This is a genomic window from Comamonas sp. Z3 (assembly GCF_008121565.1).
GTDB classification, from domain to species: domain Bacteria; phylum Pseudomonadota; class Gammaproteobacteria; order Burkholderiales; family Burkholderiaceae_C; genus Comamonas; species Comamonas brasiliensis.
Window position 1 is genome coordinate 209,035 of the sequence record NZ_VOQU01000009.1, and the last position, 16,280, is coordinate 225,314.

Annotated in this window: 11 protein-coding genes; 7 read left to right on the plus strand and 4 right to left on the minus strand. The window is 57.2% G+C overall.

Going from position 1 to position 16,280, the window contains the following annotated elements:
* Positions 1 to 738 precede the first annotated feature (738 nt).
* The 3 genes from FSY59_RS24485 (at position 739) to FSY59_RS24495 (ending at position 6,418) form a co-directional block, all read left to right on the plus strand.
* Positions 739 to 4,041, plus strand: a complete 3,303-nt coding sequence (locus FSY59_RS24485; protein ID WP_043790693.1) for a DEAD/DEAH box helicase — start codon at positions 739 to 741, stop codon at positions 4,039 to 4,041.
* 452 nt (positions 4,042 to 4,493) lie between these two features.
* A complete protein-coding gene (locus FSY59_RS24490) occupies positions 4,494 to 5,261 on the plus strand; it encodes a hypothetical protein (protein WP_043790695.1) in 768 nt (255 codons plus the stop codon).
* 113 nt (positions 5,262 to 5,374) lie between these two features.
* A complete protein-coding gene (locus tag FSY59_RS24495) occupies positions 5,375 to 6,418 on the plus strand; it encodes a hypothetical protein (RefSeq protein WP_043790696.1) in 1,044 nt (347 codons plus the stop codon).
* 226 nt (positions 6,419 to 6,644) lie between these two features.
* On the opposite strand, the gene FSY59_RS24500 is transcribed toward FSY59_RS24495, so the two are convergent.
* Positions 6,645 to 9,281, minus strand: a complete 2,637-nt coding sequence (locus FSY59_RS24500; protein WP_187427975.1) for an AAA family ATPase — start codon at positions 9,279 to 9,281, stop codon at positions 6,645 to 6,647.
* Positions 9,282 to 9,829: 548 nt separating this feature from the next.
* Here FSY59_RS24500 and FSY59_RS24505 point away from each other — a divergent pair.
* The gene (locus FSY59_RS24505) at positions 9,830 to 10,201 is read left to right on the plus strand and encodes a hypothetical protein (RefSeq protein WP_043790701.1); all 372 of its coding nucleotides are present in this window, start codon (positions 9,830 to 9,832) and stop codon (positions 10,199 to 10,201) included.
* Positions 10,202 to 10,469: 268 nt separating this feature from the next.
* Positions 10,470 to 11,828: a replication protein gene (locus FSY59_RS24510; protein ID WP_148729809.1), complete on the plus strand. Its 1,359-nt coding sequence runs from the start codon at positions 10,470 to 10,472 to the stop codon at positions 11,826 to 11,828.
* Positions 11,829 to 12,182: 354 nt separating this feature from the next.
* Here the strand turns inward: FSY59_RS24510 and FSY59_RS24515 are convergent, their stop codons facing one another.
* The 3 genes from FSY59_RS24515 to FSY59_RS24525 are packed head-to-tail and all read right to left on the minus strand — an operon-like array spanning position 12,183 to position 14,480.
* Positions 12,183 to 13,403 (minus strand): MFS transporter, encoded by a 1,221-nt coding sequence (locus FSY59_RS24515; RefSeq protein WP_148729810.1) that lies wholly within the window; start codon positions 13,401 to 13,403, stop codon positions 12,183 to 12,185.
* Positions 13,404 to 13,409: 6 nt separating this feature from the next.
* On the minus strand, positions 13,410 to 14,015 hold the full coding sequence (locus FSY59_RS24520) for a TetR/AcrR family transcriptional regulator (RefSeq protein WP_043790703.1): 606 nt from the start codon (positions 14,013 to 14,015) through the stop codon (positions 13,410 to 13,412).
* Positions 14,016 to 14,018: 3 nt separating this feature from the next.
* Positions 14,019 to 14,480, minus strand: coding sequence for a MaoC family dehydratase (locus FSY59_RS24525; protein ID WP_043790705.1), 462 nt, complete (start codon positions 14,478 to 14,480; stop codon positions 14,019 to 14,021).
* A gap of 162 nt (positions 14,481 to 14,642) precedes the next feature.
* Between FSY59_RS24525 and FSY59_RS24530 the strand changes: the two genes are divergently transcribed.
* Entirely contained in the window at positions 14,643 to 15,425 is a 783-nt protein-coding gene (locus tag FSY59_RS24530; RefSeq protein ID WP_148729811.1) for an AraC family transcriptional regulator, read from the plus strand.
* Positions 15,418 to 16,245 carry a LysR family transcriptional regulator gene (locus FSY59_RS24535; RefSeq protein WP_148729812.1) on the plus strand — a complete coding sequence of 276 codons (828 nt, stop codon included), beginning with the start codon at positions 15,418 to 15,420 and terminating at the stop codon, positions 16,243 to 16,245. Before FSY59_RS24530 ends, FSY59_RS24535 begins: the two co-directional genes overlap by 8 nt.
* Positions 16,246 to 16,280: the final 35 nt, after the last annotated feature.

Below are 16,280 nucleotides of genomic sequence, written 5' to 3' on the forward strand. Positions count from 1 at the left end.
CTGTGAGATTCGGCGTCAGATGGTGAAAGTTATTAGAAATCAATAACTTATGATTTTTGAAAAACTGCGTGTGTACCACTCAAATGGACCGGTTAGTGTACCAGTACGAAGCTCCTTAAAGTAGCGGTGTCGTAGACCTCAGTTGACTTAAATGTCAGTTAGCCTTGACCAAGCTGGTGGTCATGAGCAACAGCAACTGACACAGCCACGATTGCAAATGGTGCTTCTGGCCGAAATTGGGCCTTGCTATCTGTGAGCGCAGCACCGCAAAGCTGGCCTTCGGGGCTGGGCCTTGCGCGTCCGGTTTAGGACAGTCCGTTAACGGATGCGGCGTTGTTAGTCGACCGATTGCTGTCGTCCATTGCATGGCCGTGAACGGCAGGTTGAGGCTGATCTCGGAAGTACAGGCTTCGCATGGCGAACGTCCGCTTCGCCCAAAACTTGTCGCTGAACCGTCCTACTCGCCGTCGGAATCCGGCTCGGCCAGTCAGGTCTGCCCTATCTCGTCAACCAGCACGCCCCGGCTCGTGAGCATCTTCATGAACCGGGCGATGACGGTCTGCAGCAGCGCGTGCAACTTTTCGCCGGTGGACGCAGTCGCCTTGATGAAGGTGGCTGCGCCATCGGCGCCGCACCGGTACACCCCGTCTAGCAGCAGGCAGTGCAGGACCTTGCCTAAACTTGATGAGTTGTGCTCGCTATGAGTACGATGCGTGAAAACAGAACGGAGTCAGAGGAATGGTCACAGAAGCGGATTTCGCTGCGGCAACGCGCCTGCGCCTACCGACAAGGTATGCCTTCCAGAACCGGGACGGCGTAGTCGACGCCTCATGCATCGGGCGTTCGAGCGAGGTTTATCCGGCCACCGTAGTTGCCCATCGATCCCGAGGCCCGAATTTCAAACGCCTGAAGGCGACCACTGAAAACGGCGCTGTCTACGCCATCGATTTGATGGTCAATGGATTTGACTTCACCGATCTGGCTCCCGCCGGGGTGCTACGTGGGACTGATGGTGAGGTTATAGACGGAATACTTGAAATCTCGAACGCGCGCTTCCGGGAAGTTGAAGACAGCTTGACTGAAGGCAACCGGCTAAGGGCTGAGGCACATGCCTCATGGCGAGGCGGGATCAACTACGTCTCCGAGCTTGTTGCAGTTGAGGGACACGCCGCCAGGCCTGGCTTGCGCGCACCTCAAATCGGCGCGCTCCACGCGATAGCGGCGCACTGGAGTTTGAGCAAAGACCCGGCCATCATTGTTATGCCCACAGGGACGGGGAAGACGGAGGTCATGCTGGCCATCACTGTCGAATCGCGCGGTGATCGGATCTTGGTCATAGTGCCCACAGACGCGCTGCGGCAGCAGACGGCAGATAAGTTCAGGGAGTACGGGCTCCTGAGGAAATTGGGCATCGTCACAAACGTGCTCAATCCGGTCGTGGGCGTGCTGACAGGAAAGCCCACTGCGGCCCAGTTCGACGCACTCCGAAGCTGCAACATTGTGGTGACCACGATGGCATCCATCAGCCGAGGCGATGAGAATGAGCAAAAAGCGTTTGCGGTACTCTTCAGCGAAGTCTTCTTCGATGAGGCGCACCATGCGCAAGCGACGACCTGGAACAGGTTCTCAAGTTATTGCGCTCATGCTCGAATGCTGTTGTTCACCGCGACGCCATTTCGGGAAGACGGCAAGGCTTTGAACGGGAAGATCATCTACAACTATCCACTTCAGCTTGCCCAGGAGAACGAGTTCTTCAAGCCGATCCAGTTCCTTCAAGTCTTTGAGCCGGACAGCTCTGTGGCCGATCTGCGGATCGCCGAGAAAGCCGTAGAGAGACTGAGGGCCGATCTGGCAAGCGGTTTAGACCACATGCTGCTGGCGAGAGCCAACACGATTGATCAAGCTAAGGCCCTGTTTGACAACATCTACAGCGCAGAATTTCCGGACCTAAACCCGGTACTCGTCCACAGCCACACGAAAAGTCGCGAACAGGTTCTTCGGAATATCCGAAGCGGTAAGCACAGGATCGTGATCTGCGTGGATATGTTCGGTGAAGGGTTTGATTTGCCGCAACTCAAAGTGGCAGCGCTGCACTCTGTCCACAAGAGCCTGGGCATCACGCTGCAGTTTATTGGTCGCTTCGCTCGTGCTGCCGACAATGTCGGGGACGCAAGTTTCGTTGCAAATACTGCTGAAGACGGTGTACCTGAAGCCCTTGAAAGCCTCTATCAAGAAGATGCTGATTGGAACAACCTGCTGTCGGACTTGAGTTATGACGCAATCGACCCGCAGGCAAGGCTGTCGGAGCTTGTGGAAAACCTTCAGCCACTGGAGGAGGTTTCGACGGAACTGGAGATATCTACGCTCACGTTGAACCCGAAGCTGAGCACGGAAGTGTTTCACGTGACGGACTTCGACCACACTGGCTATGCAAATGCTTTTCGGCCGAGCCAAGTCATTCATCAGCCGATCTTCAGTCCGCAAGACAAGATGCTGGTCTTCATTGTCAATCAGAAAGACAAGGTTGACTGGACGGACTCCCGTGACATAGTCATCGATACTTGGGAACTCTTCATCGCCTTCTATGACGAGGACAAAGCACTTCTTTTCATAAACAGCTCTCGCAAGTATTTCGCGTGGAAGCTGGCGAAAAGTCTTTCGACTGATCCGCAACCGGTTCGCGATGAGGACGTGTTCAGGGCTTTCGGCAATCTGCGTCGAATGACGCTGCATAGTGTGGGCTTAAAGGGCCTGAGCCGAAACGTCAGATACCAAATGTTTGCTGGCCTCGATGTACGTGACGCCATCGATCCCGTGCTGCAGCAGGACAAGATGAAGTCGAACGTCATGGGCGTTGGCTACGAAGATGGTAAGAGGGTGAGCATTGGGTGCTCACGAAAGGGGAAAATCTGGTCCCTTCAGACGGACTCTCTGGCCGGTTGGAGGGATTGGTGCCGAGACCTGGGGGTCAAGCTATCGAACGCGAACATCGAACCCAACGACTTCCTCAAGCACACGCTGGTTCCAGAGCTCCGCAAAGGTGGCCTGCTCCCCGACCAGCACGCAATGATGATCGATTGGCCTGACCAGCTCTTCGAGTCTGCGAGTTTCAAGATCACCGTCGTGCACGCGGAGAAAAGATACAGTTTTCATGAGTGCCAGCTAGATATTGTCGAATGGACTCCAGCGGGTAACGAGTTCGCGTTCAAGCTGAGGGCTGGCAGTGAAGTCGAGACCGTGTTCAAAATGACGCTTATTCCTGAGGGACAGGCTCAGGGACTGTTTTATTCGATTGCGCGGGTCGAAGGAGCTGATGTAAGCATCGAGGCATTCAATAAGACTGATCTGGCGGTTGACTTCTTCACGACCAACCCTCCTCTCGTACGACTTGCGGATGGCTCGCAACTCTCGGGCGAAATACTGCTGAAACCGCGTGAAGAACTAGCGGAGGTTTATGACCAAGACCTGATCGCTCCGCTGGCGTGGGCCGACACGCTCCAAAATCAGGAAAGCCGCTGGAAAGATGGCGCGCTGCGCCCCCGCTCGATTCAACAAAAATTTATTGAGCACCTGGAGCAAGGGCCTTCGGCTTTCATCATTGATGACGACGATGCAGGGGAAAGCGCGGACATCGTAGCTATTGAAGATGGAGAGCAGACCATCACTGTGACTTTATGGCACTGCAAGTATTCCTCTGGAGCTGCGCCTGGAAACCGCGTGAAAGACCTCTACGAAGTCTGCGGCCAAGCGCAAAAATCGACAAAGTGGACATGGAATTTCCCCAATTTGGTTTCTCATCTCACAGAGCGTGAGACCAAGCATCGCGCGGGTCGCCCGACGCGCTTTGTTCGCGGAAGTCTGGACAGGCTCGTTGTGCTGAGAAAAGCGTCGCGACGCAAGTACGTTGTCTTTCGCGTCGGTATTGTTCAACCGGGGCTGTCCAAGGCGGGCATCGAAAATGACCACCTTGCCATTCTTGGCGCTACCAGCCTCTTTCTCCGTACCGTCACAAACCATCCCCTGGTAGTGATTTCAAGCTGATAGCGACGGCATCATGCCGAGTCGATACCCGTCAGATGCGCAGAAGGTGCTTAAACCCATAGCCGGTGATGGTCTTCATAGAGTCCCGGAAGTCCTCAAGGAGAAACTTCACGTCGCGATTGCCGGGGATGTGAAGACAGCTTCCGTGCCGGTCAGTCTAGCTACGACCGCGCCTTCTGCAAGCAGTCGACCGATATCGCGGAGTTCTGAACGTCTGCAACATGGCGCAGAACGAACGTTGAGGACAAAGGACCGGCTGACCGTAATCGCTGCGAAGCTGCGTCGCAGGACCAGGCTGGCTGCTGCCGGTCGAATTTTCCGGTCGAGGGGCTACAGAAGTGAAAAGCTGACTTGGACCAGCACATCTTCTCGAGATAAGGCGAATATTCAAACCGGGAGGCAAAGCTACCGGGGACTCATGTCACTCCAAATGGAAATTAACAAGAGGGGCCATGGAGCGGGTTGAAGCACTGCGATCGCTGCAGGATAATTTCGCCACCATGGCGAATGATCGGCAGCTCGAGGAAACTTGCTACATGTGTTCCGCTCTGGCGGTCTCACGTGAGCATGTCCCGCCCAGATGCCTGTTCCCCGAATCGAAGGACATTGGGGGTCTGAACCTGCGCAAGGAACTGATCACAGTTCCGTCCTGTGCCGCCCACAACGCCACCAAGTCCTGCGACGACGAGTTCCTGATGATGAACCTGGCCGGCATCGTCGGCAACAACTCTATCGGCTACCGGCACTGGACTGGCAAGGTAGACCGGGCCCTTCGACGCAGTTCGTACAGGGTGCTCAATAGCACGGTGCTTAAGCCCAAACGCATCGAGCGACTGGTGCTCGAAGGCAACCTTTTCATAGATGTGATCTGGGGCACGCCGGACTTTACGAGGCTGTACAGATGCTTCGAACACGTGCTGCGCGGACTCTACTTTCATGAATTCGGCCACCGCTTCGAAGGGGAAGTGCGGCTGATTCCAGGATTCATTAAGTACGAACCGGGGCACACCCAAACGTGGCAAAAGCTCATCGAGGCACGTTACCGGTATGAGGCGGATTCAATGCCTCGAACCGGCGGCAATCCCGAGGTGTTTTACTACCAGCGATTTCCTATCGACGAACATGGGCTCATCGCCTACCGACTGTGTTTTTATGGCGGTGTCGACGTCTACGCCTGCCTGATTCCAGCCACGGTGCGGATGCCGAAACCTCGTGGCTGAAATGATCTCCGGTGGGATGAAGACGGTCATCACCGTGGGCGAGAAGGCCTTTACGTTCAACTGAACGCTACGGCCTCGGCCTGGCGATAATTGCTAGAGACTGAGGAGTGTGCATGGCAGAGAGCGACTACCAAGAGATGCTTGCCCAGCACCAAGTGCATATGCGGGAGATAGAGCAGGAGGAACTGCATTCCGCATCGAAGCGAATCCAGGAATTTAAGGCTTATGCTGCTACGCGCGGTGTTCAGCTCTCAGACGCAGCCTTCAACTATTCGCCGCCTCTTGGCGTGACAGCGTCTGCACCTGGGGTATTGCGCTCGCTGCTGGACGTTCAACCCAATGGACGGGATGGGCTCTATAGCTGGACTGAGCTCGCTGGAGTTCTCCGTCCAGGGCGTTCCGAAGGCTGTCTCGAAAGCCCGGACTTCATCGCCATGGCGCATCCCAGCTTCCGCCGGCAGATGCACCCGCAGGCAAACTGGGCACCGCGGTTCATTGACCTCTTCTGGTCTTTGAAATCGCCGGGTCTTGATAAGTCAGTGGCGCTCGACGAAGACAGGGTGCGTGTTGACCTAGATGGGATGGGGTATGGTGAATTCGACACTTGGTACGGACCACCGTTCAATGACGACATTGCGTCGATCGCGCTTGGAAACATGAAACTCAGGCCACCGAGCGACTTGAGCCAAGTTCGCGTGGAGATGTTTTTTGCGAGCGCCTACTGTGTCGACATCAAATGGGCGCAATCCGGTGACATCAAGACTTTCCAAGCTTTGGAGCTTAAGGATGAATCTGTCTTGCTCTCAATCCAAGGCATCCCGCATCATCCGGCTCGCTACCTGCATGCTGAATTCGATCTGGCAAAAGGCGTGTTCAGACATTTTGACGGCGCCATTCAATATCTGACCTCGGCGGAGTACTTTGCGCGCCGCGACAGCGACTTCAACATGACATACAAGGACACGCGGCACGTGAAGCCGATGTCCAAAAAGGTCTTCAAGCTGAACGGCGCGATCACTACGAAGGAGTGGGTCGAGTTGTCATCGCACTTCTTTGCTGCAAATCCGCTGATGTTCGAGTACTTCAATGGCGAGTACCCGAAGCACATCGCCGACATCGTGGAAAAATTGCGCGCGCTTCCCGAGGAGCGACGGTAGGGCTAGTCGCCCCTTTCGAGTCAAGAGCAGAATTAGTACACGATCGCAGCGGAGTACCAATAGCTGCAGCGCGACGCTTACGTTAAGGAGTTAGTAGACGCGCACGCTTGGCTCATGTACAACCAAAAATGGGCTTTCTGGGTTTGAGAGCGGCACGCAGAACAACTCCAAAACCCTGAGTTCACGTTGATGAATACTCCGACGAGTACCCGGCGTTCGAGAAGTACTAGGCCCCAAGGCCTGCCAGCTTGCGCCGCGCCTCGGTCGCTTTCGCTCGGTCTTCCACCGTCTTGGCATAGGCGGCAAGCTCCTCGACGTCCGCGGCGAATTCGGCCGGGTCAGGCAGCACCGGGGGCGCTTCTGCGCCGCCTTCATGGGTGAACTTCGAGCAGCGCGTCATCCCGTTGTAGACGGCGCTGGCATCGGTGTCGTCCACCGACACTGACTTCAGCCGCGTTGTCTCCACAGAGACCCGATAGCGTCGGACCGTGCTCTGCAGAAGCACGTCCTCGACCAACTGCTCCCAGGTGTCGCGCAACCGACGATAGCCGTTGCGGACCAAGTCGTTGTAGCCCTCGACATTTCCATCCGTCTCCAGGAGGTTCTTGGCGTTTGTCGCCATTGCACGAAGGTCGCCGACGCGGTTCTTGAGCTTCTTGCCTTCGAACGGCAAATCGTCTGAAGACAAGCCCTTGCGCTTCGTCGTCGCTGCCAAGTGGCGGTGCGCGAACTTCACGCCCTGGTCCTCGGCAAAATCGGTGAGCGCCAGCGCGAAGGCAAGGTCATGCGTGAAGACGATGACCTGGCGCTTCTTTGCTTCGAGCACCAACCGCCTGGCAATTCGCTCACGCCGCATGTGGTCGAGAGACGAGACCGGATCGTCGAAGATGAGGCCCGAGCGCCCCGGTTCAATGCCAATCTCTGCGAGGAAGAGGGCCAGGGCCACGACGCGTTGCTCGCCCTCGCTGAGGATGGCAGACAACTTGGCTTTCGCGAAACGAGGCATGGTTCCGAGCTTGAGCTGCTGCACCCGAGCGCCCTTTTGACCAGTCATCTCCAACGTGACGGGCTGGCCACGGATGCCTAACGCCTCCAACTCCTTCGCAAACGCAGTCCTCAGCTCTTCGGTGACGTGGGCGTCGTAGAGCTCGGTCGTCTTGCGCGTCACCGCGGTGGTTCCGCAGCTCTTAATGGCCTCACCAAATGCATGTTCACGCCTGTGCCACACGATGGCCTCGGAGACCTTTGGCAGCAATGGGCCGAGCCGCTCCCTAGCGTCCAAATCAGCGAGTAGCTTGAGCTTGGCCGCGCGCTCCTCGGGGGTCATCGCCTTCTCGAGCGTGTTCGCCTCTGTGACTCTCGCCTTGACCCACGCCTCTATGGCGGCGAACGGCGCCTCCGGCAGCGCTTCAAGCGGGTCAAGCTTGCGCTCAGGCGCCATCGCCTCTACCCGGGCCTTCCGGGCCTGCAGCGCCTGTGCGAATGCTTTTACCGCAGCCACTAGGTTGGGCTGCGACTCAGCGAGCTCGTCTAGCAGCGATGTGTCCGATGGGAAGGTTTCGAAGTTCAGCGTCTTGATGGCCTTGTACAGCCGCCCAGCCGTCTCGCGCTGTTCTTTGAACTTCCGTTGAGCGTCGTTCTCAAGGAACTCGACGAAAGACTTCAGCCGCGCAGCAGCCTCGTCACTCAGTGGCTGCTGACAGAGCACGCAGTGGGCACCGTCTTCCGGCCCAGGAAACGGACTGCCTGGGTACGCTGCTTTGGCCACAAAGTCCATCGCACTGCGTAGCAGTACTTCCCAGGGCTCCGAGCCGGTGCCTGCGACTTGTGCTCCGTCCGCCTGCAATTTCTCGGCGGCCAACTTCGAGGCAGCCTCGGCTGCGACCAACGCGACAAAAGCCTGCCTCAGCTGTTCGATGGCATCGTCCTGCAGAGGGGCCGTGCGTTCGGTGAGCTCGCGTGTCAGCGTGGACATGCGCGTGAGCAAGCGCCGGATACTGGCGGCCTGCTTGGCTGGGTCCTGGTCGCTGAACAGCTTGCGCAGGGCCGCCAGGTCAAGCGCCTCTTGCTCCGAGAGCTTTGCCAACGCCTCAAATTCCTGGGGCTTGCTCTGCCGACCGAGCTTGGAAATCTCACGGCCCACCACGTGTTCCCCAACCAAGGTTGCCAGCTGGTTGAGGTCAAAGCGGCCTGCCGCCCGCTCCAGCTCGAGCTGGTCTTGGGTGGTCTTCATCGCCTCGGCCAGGCCATGCATCACCTCAAGGCCGCCTGGGACGAACAGCACCTTGGCTTGGCTATCGACGAACACCCTGGCGCAATGCGCATCGAACACGGAGATTTGAGACAGCGCCGGCGGCGACGCCTTGTTCGCCGCCCAGCCGTCGGATTTTTCCTCGCTGCCTTCCAGCCAGTCGATAGTTGCGCTCGCCGCAGCGTCCCCTTGACCCTGCACGTACACGTTGGGAAGAATGTCCTCAACGTTCCGGGCTCGACATGCTTTCTTGAGCGCTCGCGCGTAGCCGGACTTTCCGACGCCGTTATAACCATAGACAACGGTGAGCCCATCCGCCACGAAGGTGAGGCTCTGCTGGGGGTCAATGGCGTTGAGACTTTGCGGGTCTCTTAGCGCACGAAGGCTGACGTCGAGACCTTCTTGCGCTGCGGCCGGAATCTGTGCTGGGTCGAGCGGCGCGGGTTGGCGGCCTTTCGGGTCTTTGAAGCCATGGTGCACCTTGACCAGTGCAACCAAGTCTTCCTTGTCGCCTAAGCCCAACGTCCCCTGCTGAAGCAGCCTGCGGGCACAGTCGCTAAGCCACGGTGGCTGCTGTGCGAGCCAACCGCCAATGTCCTGGATGATTTGCATCCTCAAGCTCCCTGACGCTCTTCGCATCTTTAGGAGATATTGCCATATGTAAGCCAAGCTCGGCTTGACCTGTCGCAGCGAGATGAACCGCTTCACAACGCCACCGGCGCGAGGTCGTCGGCCTCAGCCTTCAAAGTCAAATGCTCGCGGCGCCATTGCATCAGCAGCCTATCAACTGCGCTAGCGACTGCTTTATGTCGGGCAGCGTGAACTTAACGACTAATCGCCGATGACCGCAACCGCTGCATAGCAGTCTTTATCGATTGAAGACTGAATACTCACAATGGGGTGTTTTCTGTTTGCAGTCAGATTCAGCATATTGGTCAACACTGAGCAGAAAGCAGGTTAAGCAAGACCTGCCCCGCAGCCTGTCATCAGGCTACAGCCATCACGATCTGTAAGTAGTCTGGAACTGTGAAAGCGCGCAGATCCCAACTGTCTTCACATAAATTTTGTGCCAATGCGTTTCACAGGTATTGCATTTTGATCATGTGTTTCTGTACAGTGGTTCTGTCAATGTGACGCTGTGTACCACTTCAAGGAGAACCATGATCGAAAACCGTTCCGAACTTAGCCCGACTGAGCATAGTGCGCTGATTGAAGAGATGCGGCCGATGTCGTCTGAAGAGCGGGCTCAAAGCCAGGAAGCTTTGCAGCGTCTCTTTGAGCAAGCGTCAGGTTTTTCCAGCCAAGCTAAAGGAGTCGCTGGCTTTCTACTGAGCTTGTGGGACTCCGACCGCTTTCAGTTCGAAGTCAACGCATTTCGAGGCTTCGATAGAGCCATCGTTCGAGACTGCTTGACCGTGCTCTATTGGGATAGCGAAGTCAAATCTGGCATACAGAATCACATTGCTGGCGGTGCGCAGGCTCTGGAGGAGTTGGCCGCACATTGCGGGGCTGACAGTAGCATCCCAGTCTGAAGGATGTACAGCCTGAAATCGCGGTGCACCCTTGCCTGTGATGGCCGGCGAGGGTGGCCTGAAGGCTGATGTCGTGTCACAGGTTCGTGGCATCGGACTGTCCGTGACATATACATAAGTGAAGCGGGTCCACACCCGAAATACGAAGCGCCCCCGAAAGGGGGTGTTCATTCCTTGCAATCCCGCGCCGTGCGCAGCGCGAGGACATACACCGTAATCTGAGGACACTTTTTTATAGCTGCATGCGGCACGCCCTTTGGAGCGTGCCTTGTCATCTTCAGCCCTCGCGACGATCTCGTCGCTTGTCGAGCCAGCTCATTACCTTAGCTCCGACAGCCTGACAGCTTACTTTTCAATACTTAAAGCGTCGGCCGATGGAGCAAAACAGCAGCGCAGTTATCCGGTCGCGTCGATGGGTTTCGTCCTTGCCGAATGTGACCCAAGCAACGACACTTGGATCAGCCAGGCAGAGTTCTGGGCCCCCACGCGTCGCCTTGTGCACTTCATGCGCGTAGGCCTCCTGTTCATTGATCTTGACACTTACAAGGTTCCAGGACTGGCAGGCTTGAGCCCAGATGAGCAGCTCAAAAAACTTCTTACCTTGTGTGAGCAGAACAGCATCCCTGAGCCTTCTATCGTGGTGTATTCCGGTCGCGGTCTGCAAGCCAAGTGGCTACTAAGCAGTCCTCTGCCAGCTAGGGCGCTGCCGCGGTGGTCATTGGTTCAGCGTGAGCTTTGTCGGCGCTTGGCGCCTTTGGGTGCAGATACAAATGCGGTGGATGCATCGCGCGTGCTGCGTCTCGTCCATACTGTCAACAGTCGAAGCGGCGAGATCGTACGAGTTGTTCACAACACGGACATCCGTCTGGATTTCGATGTGATTGCAGATCGGCTGCTGCCATTGACGCGCGAGCAATTGCAGGCGGTACGTGAGGCCCGGCGAGCTAAGCAGTCAGACCGACGTCCTGCAACACGCACAAGAGGCCATTTGACCGCGATTGATACGGCAAGCGCGAGCTGCCTACTACCCTTCGTGGGTGCTCAGCTTGCCTGGGATCGACTGACAGACATACGCACATTGGCCAAACTTCGAGCGTGGACCCACGGTGCCCCTGACGGGTCCCGCGATCTCGCTGTGTTTGTCGGTGCATGTTTATTGGCGCAGGCATTACCAAACGTCCCACGTTTCTATGATGAACTACGAGCACTTGGCCGAGAGTTCGCTCCTCATTGGCCGTTGAGTGCGGTTAACGCATCGGCATCTGCTGTAATGGTTCGTATGAAGATGCTTGCCGAAGGTCAGAAGGTCGAGTACCAAGGCATGCAGGTAGACCCGCGCTACCGCTGGCGCAATGACACCCTCATCCAACGCTTTAGCATCACTCCAGATGAGGAGCGCCAACTGCAAACCATCATCAGTCGCACTGAAGCGGCACGGCGCGATGCCGTACGTGCGCGGGTCAAGCGTGAAGCCGCTGGAGCCGCGACGCGAGATGCCTGGCTTGCCTCGCATGAACAGAAGCGCATCTCTGCTCGCCTGGCGAGAGCTCAAGGTAAAAGCTGGGCTGAAATCGCCACAGTGGTTGGCTACCCGAGTGCAGATGCAGCGCGCAAGGCCTGTGCTTGATGTCTACGGACCGGAAAAGTCCGTCCGTATGTATGCAGTGGCGAAGCCGCAGGAGGAGCAAAGGCGCAAGATTGAAGACATCCACTGCTCCGCCTGGGTAGCCCGTAGGGTAATCGACCCATTGCGGTCCTCGGAGCGGGGCCTGCAAATGTCTGCTGTGCAGCGGTTGTGTCACCCATGGTCTCCTCGTGAGCGTCCGGTCATATCCACATAGTAGTCATCCGCTCACCAAGGCGCGAGCTGGCCCTGCGACGGCTTTCAGATGAGTAGCCGACGCTGGCCATCGGCATCCACCATGGGACTACTAGATGTCCGCTATCGCAGGGCATGGACAGGCGCGGACATCTGCGAGCTTCATGTGGCTCGTGCCGAGGGACTTCTCAAGATGGGTGCCTCACGCACTGGCAAGTTCAGCACTGCGGCAAGGATCCCCAGCGCGATGGAGATGTACCAGACTATGTCATAGCTGCCGGTGCGATCATAGAGCAAGCCTCCTAGCCACACCCCGAGGAACGATCCCACCTGATGGCTGAAGAAGACAAACCCACTCAGCATGGACAAGTGTGCGACACCGAAAATCTGTGCGACAGTCGCGTTGGTCACGGGTACGGTCGATAGCCAGAGTAGTCCCATCAACGCAGAGAACAGGTAAACCGACATCGGCGATATGGGCGCTATCAAGAAGACCGAAATTATGATGGCGCGTGCTAAGTAAATGAAGGCCAAGATTTTTCGCTTGGCCAGCCGTTGCCCCAATGTACCGGCAACGTAGGTGCCCACGATGTTGAACAGCCCGATCAAAGCCAGTGCGGAGCTTGCAACGTGCGGGGCCAGACCGTGGTCTTTGAGGTAGGCTGGCATGTGCACGCCGATGAACACGACCTGGAAGCCGCAGACGAAGTATCCTGCTGTCAGCAGCAAGAAGCTGGGATAGGAGAGCGCCTCCTGCATCGCTTGGCCCAAAGTCTGGGTCTTTTGCGCCGTGCGGCATTCAAAGCCCGGCTCACGAAGACCAAATGCCAAGGGGATGATCAAGAGCGCCAAGACCGCCAGCACGAACAGCGCTTGCTGCCAGCCAATGCTGGATATCAGAAAGCCTTCAATGGGCACCATCAGAAACTGGCCGAATGAGCCTGCGGCGGCAGCCATGCCCATTGCCCATGAGCGCTTGCTGGGATCGACCTGACGGCCGATGACCCCAAAGATGACGGCGTAGGTCGTCCCCGCCTGGGCTGCGCCAATCAGCACGCCTGTGGTCAGCGCGAACAACGCGGGAGTGGGCGCCCAGGCCATTCCCGCCAGACCCAGGGCATACAAGACACTGCCCACGAAAAGTACACGCATGGATCCAAAACGATCTGCGGCGATGCCCGCGAAAACACCGATCACGCCCCAAGCGATGTTTTGCACCGCAATAGCGAACGCAAAGGTCTCACGCGTCCATCCGTGCTCCTGCGTGATCGGCTGGAGCCACAGGCCAAAACCATGGCGTATGCCCATGGAAAGTGTCACGACGAAGCCGCCGCACAAGAGAATTTGTACCAGCGAAAGCTGCGCACTGGGAGTGTTTTTCATGGAGATTTACGCGCGTTCGTTGTTCTGTGAGGCTGCGGCTGCGATCACCGCGTCTTCAAGGTCTCTGACCCAATCTGCATTGCCTACGGCCTGATTGAGCACCCGGGCCCCCACCATGGCAGCAAAGAGCACCATGGTGTCGTTTAATGCGGTTGAGGCTTGCGCATCGCTGTTTTGATGCCCCGCGCCTTCCATGAACTTGTCGAAGAGTTCATGGATGCCTGTTTGATATGCCTGAATGGGGGCTGTAGCGCTCGTGTCGACTGTTGCGTGCGGTGCGAACGCCAGGATCGGGCAGCGATGCTCTGGATTGCGGTTGTTGATGTAGCGGCGCACCAGCTCCAGGTTGCGGACCTTGGCGCCAGCGTCTGCGCTCTTATAGACCTTGTCCCATGTGCTGAGCGCCTGCGTGAATGCGAGACCACAAACTTCGGCGACCAACGCATCTTTGGACTCGAAGTGCTTGTAGAAACCGCCGACGGTCATACCACATGCCCCCATGATGTCCGACACAGAGACGTTGGCGACACCGTGCTGGCGAAACAGCACATTGGCGTTGTCCACGATCTTTGCACGGTTCTCCAAGGCTTTTTCTTGCGTAGAACGTCCCATGGTCTACGACCCCCTCTTGAATGCAACCACCTTGCTGACCAGCTTTTGCAAAGATGCACCGTGCTGGTTGGCGGTAATGCTTTCCACCACCACAATGGCTCGGTCAGGCTTGGAGCGGGAAATCACAATGTCTTTGATGGTGCTGGTCACATGCAGCACATCGCCCGGCCTGGTGGGCTGCGACCAGCTCAGCTCTGCTCCTGCACCGATCACGCCCTTGGCTAACGGCAGGCTTTGAACCAGCAACCGCATGGTGATGGCGACCGTGTGCCAGCCACTTGCCGCCAAACCTTGGAAGAAGGAGTCTTTGGCAGCTTGCGCGTCAAGGTGAAAGGGCTGCGGATCGAACTGGCTTGCAAACTCGACAATCTGCTGGGCATTTAGCGCGTGCTCAGCGCTCACAAATACGTCGCCCACGCTCAAGTCTTCCAAGTACAGCGGCTTGGCGGATTGGTCTGTCGTCATATGTCGCCCTCCTAAAGTGATGCGGCCATAAGTGGCTTTGCCAATTAGATTACGATCATTATCTTATTTATTCAACCCAGCGTCTTCCCTAATGCGCCACTGTCCGCACAGGGTAGATGTATGGCGAATGCAGGTTGAGCTGCCGTCCCCACAAGGAGAGCCATGACTAACAAAGCCAATGACTGGATCGAAGTGCGGCGCGACGCGGAGACCGGTATTGAAAGCATCCACGCCCACTTTCGTGGACATGCCTACGATGCCCATACCCACGATGAACTTTTGGTCGGAGTCACCCAGCAAGGGGTACAGCGGTTTCGATGCAACCGGTCTGTCCACACCAGCGTGCCAGGCAATGCCATGTTGATTGAACCGGGGGCTGTGCACGATGGCCACGCTCCAGACAAGGCAGGCTTCACCTACGCCATGCTGTACCTGCCTACTGAATGCATCGGCACGCTGTTGCAAAAGCGGGGGTTGAAGGGGCTCGAGGGGATTGAGCCAGCTTTCAAAAACACGCTGGAGGGGGATCCGCAATTGCAGGCCGCGATCTTGCAAGCGTTTGGTGCAATACACGGATCAGAAGGCAGACTTGCCCGTGACCAAGCCTTAGACCAACTGCTCGATGTGCTGTCAGGCCACATGCACACGGTGAGGGAGGCCAACGAAAGCAAGGTGCGTATGGCGCGGGTGACAGAGCATATGCATGCCCGTTTGGGAGAAAACCTGGGGTTGGAAGAACTTGCTGACCACGCGGGTGTGGATCGTTTCCGTCTGGCGCGCCAGTTCAAGCTCGCCTACGGGCAATCGCCCCATTCTTATCTGGTGAATCTTCGCCTGCGGTCAGCGCGTGCCATGCTAGCGGCGGGTGAAAGGCCCGCGCAGATTGCGACGCAGCTCGGCTTTTCTGATCAAAGCCATTTAGGACGCTGGTTTCAACGTGCCTAGCGTCACCCAGGCTGCCAAACAAATGAACCGTGTGCAGTCCAATGTCACCACGCGCATTCGCAATCTGGAGGATCGTCTGGGTGTGCAACTCTTTTTGCGGCATGGCAACCGGCTCAAGCTCTCTGCCGAAGGCGAGGTGCTACGCGGCTACGCCGAGCGGATTTTGCGGTTGTCGTCTGAGGCTGAGTCCGCGATGTTGATGCGGGCGCCGCAGGGCACGCTGCGACTGGGCACACTGGAGAGCACGGCCGCAGCGCGACTGCCGCCTGTGCTGTCCCGCTTTCATGAGCGTTACCCGGGTGTACTCATTGAGCTGGTGACCGGCTCCACATCCCGGTTGCTAGACATGGTTCAGCGATATGAAGTGGATGCTGCACTGATCTCAGAGCCTTTCAATGCACCAGAACTGGCCACCCAGGAGGCATTTGATGAAGAACTGGTGCTTATCGCTGCACGCTCCGCAAAGGATGTGCTGGATCCGAAACAGCTGTCACGCTGCACGGTGATTGCGTTCTCGACAGGCTGTTCGTACCGGCGAATCCTGGAAGAATGGTTTGCCAGTACCGGAGTTGCTCCCCACCGAATTATGGAGATGGCGTCCTACCACGCCATCGTGGCCTGCATTGCCGCTGGCACTGGTATTGGCATCATGCCTCGGTCCATCTTGAAGGCCGTTCATGCAGAACCATCGCTGCAAGCGCTAGCACTCCCCAGGCGCTATGCCGAAGTAACCACGCATCTGGTCTGGTTGCCGCAGCAGAAATCAGCCTCCACCGAAGCGTTGAGGCAAATGCTGGCCATAGAGCGTTCAAGCATTTGACCTTCAGCTTCCTTGAGGCTTGAGTGACTGCTTCT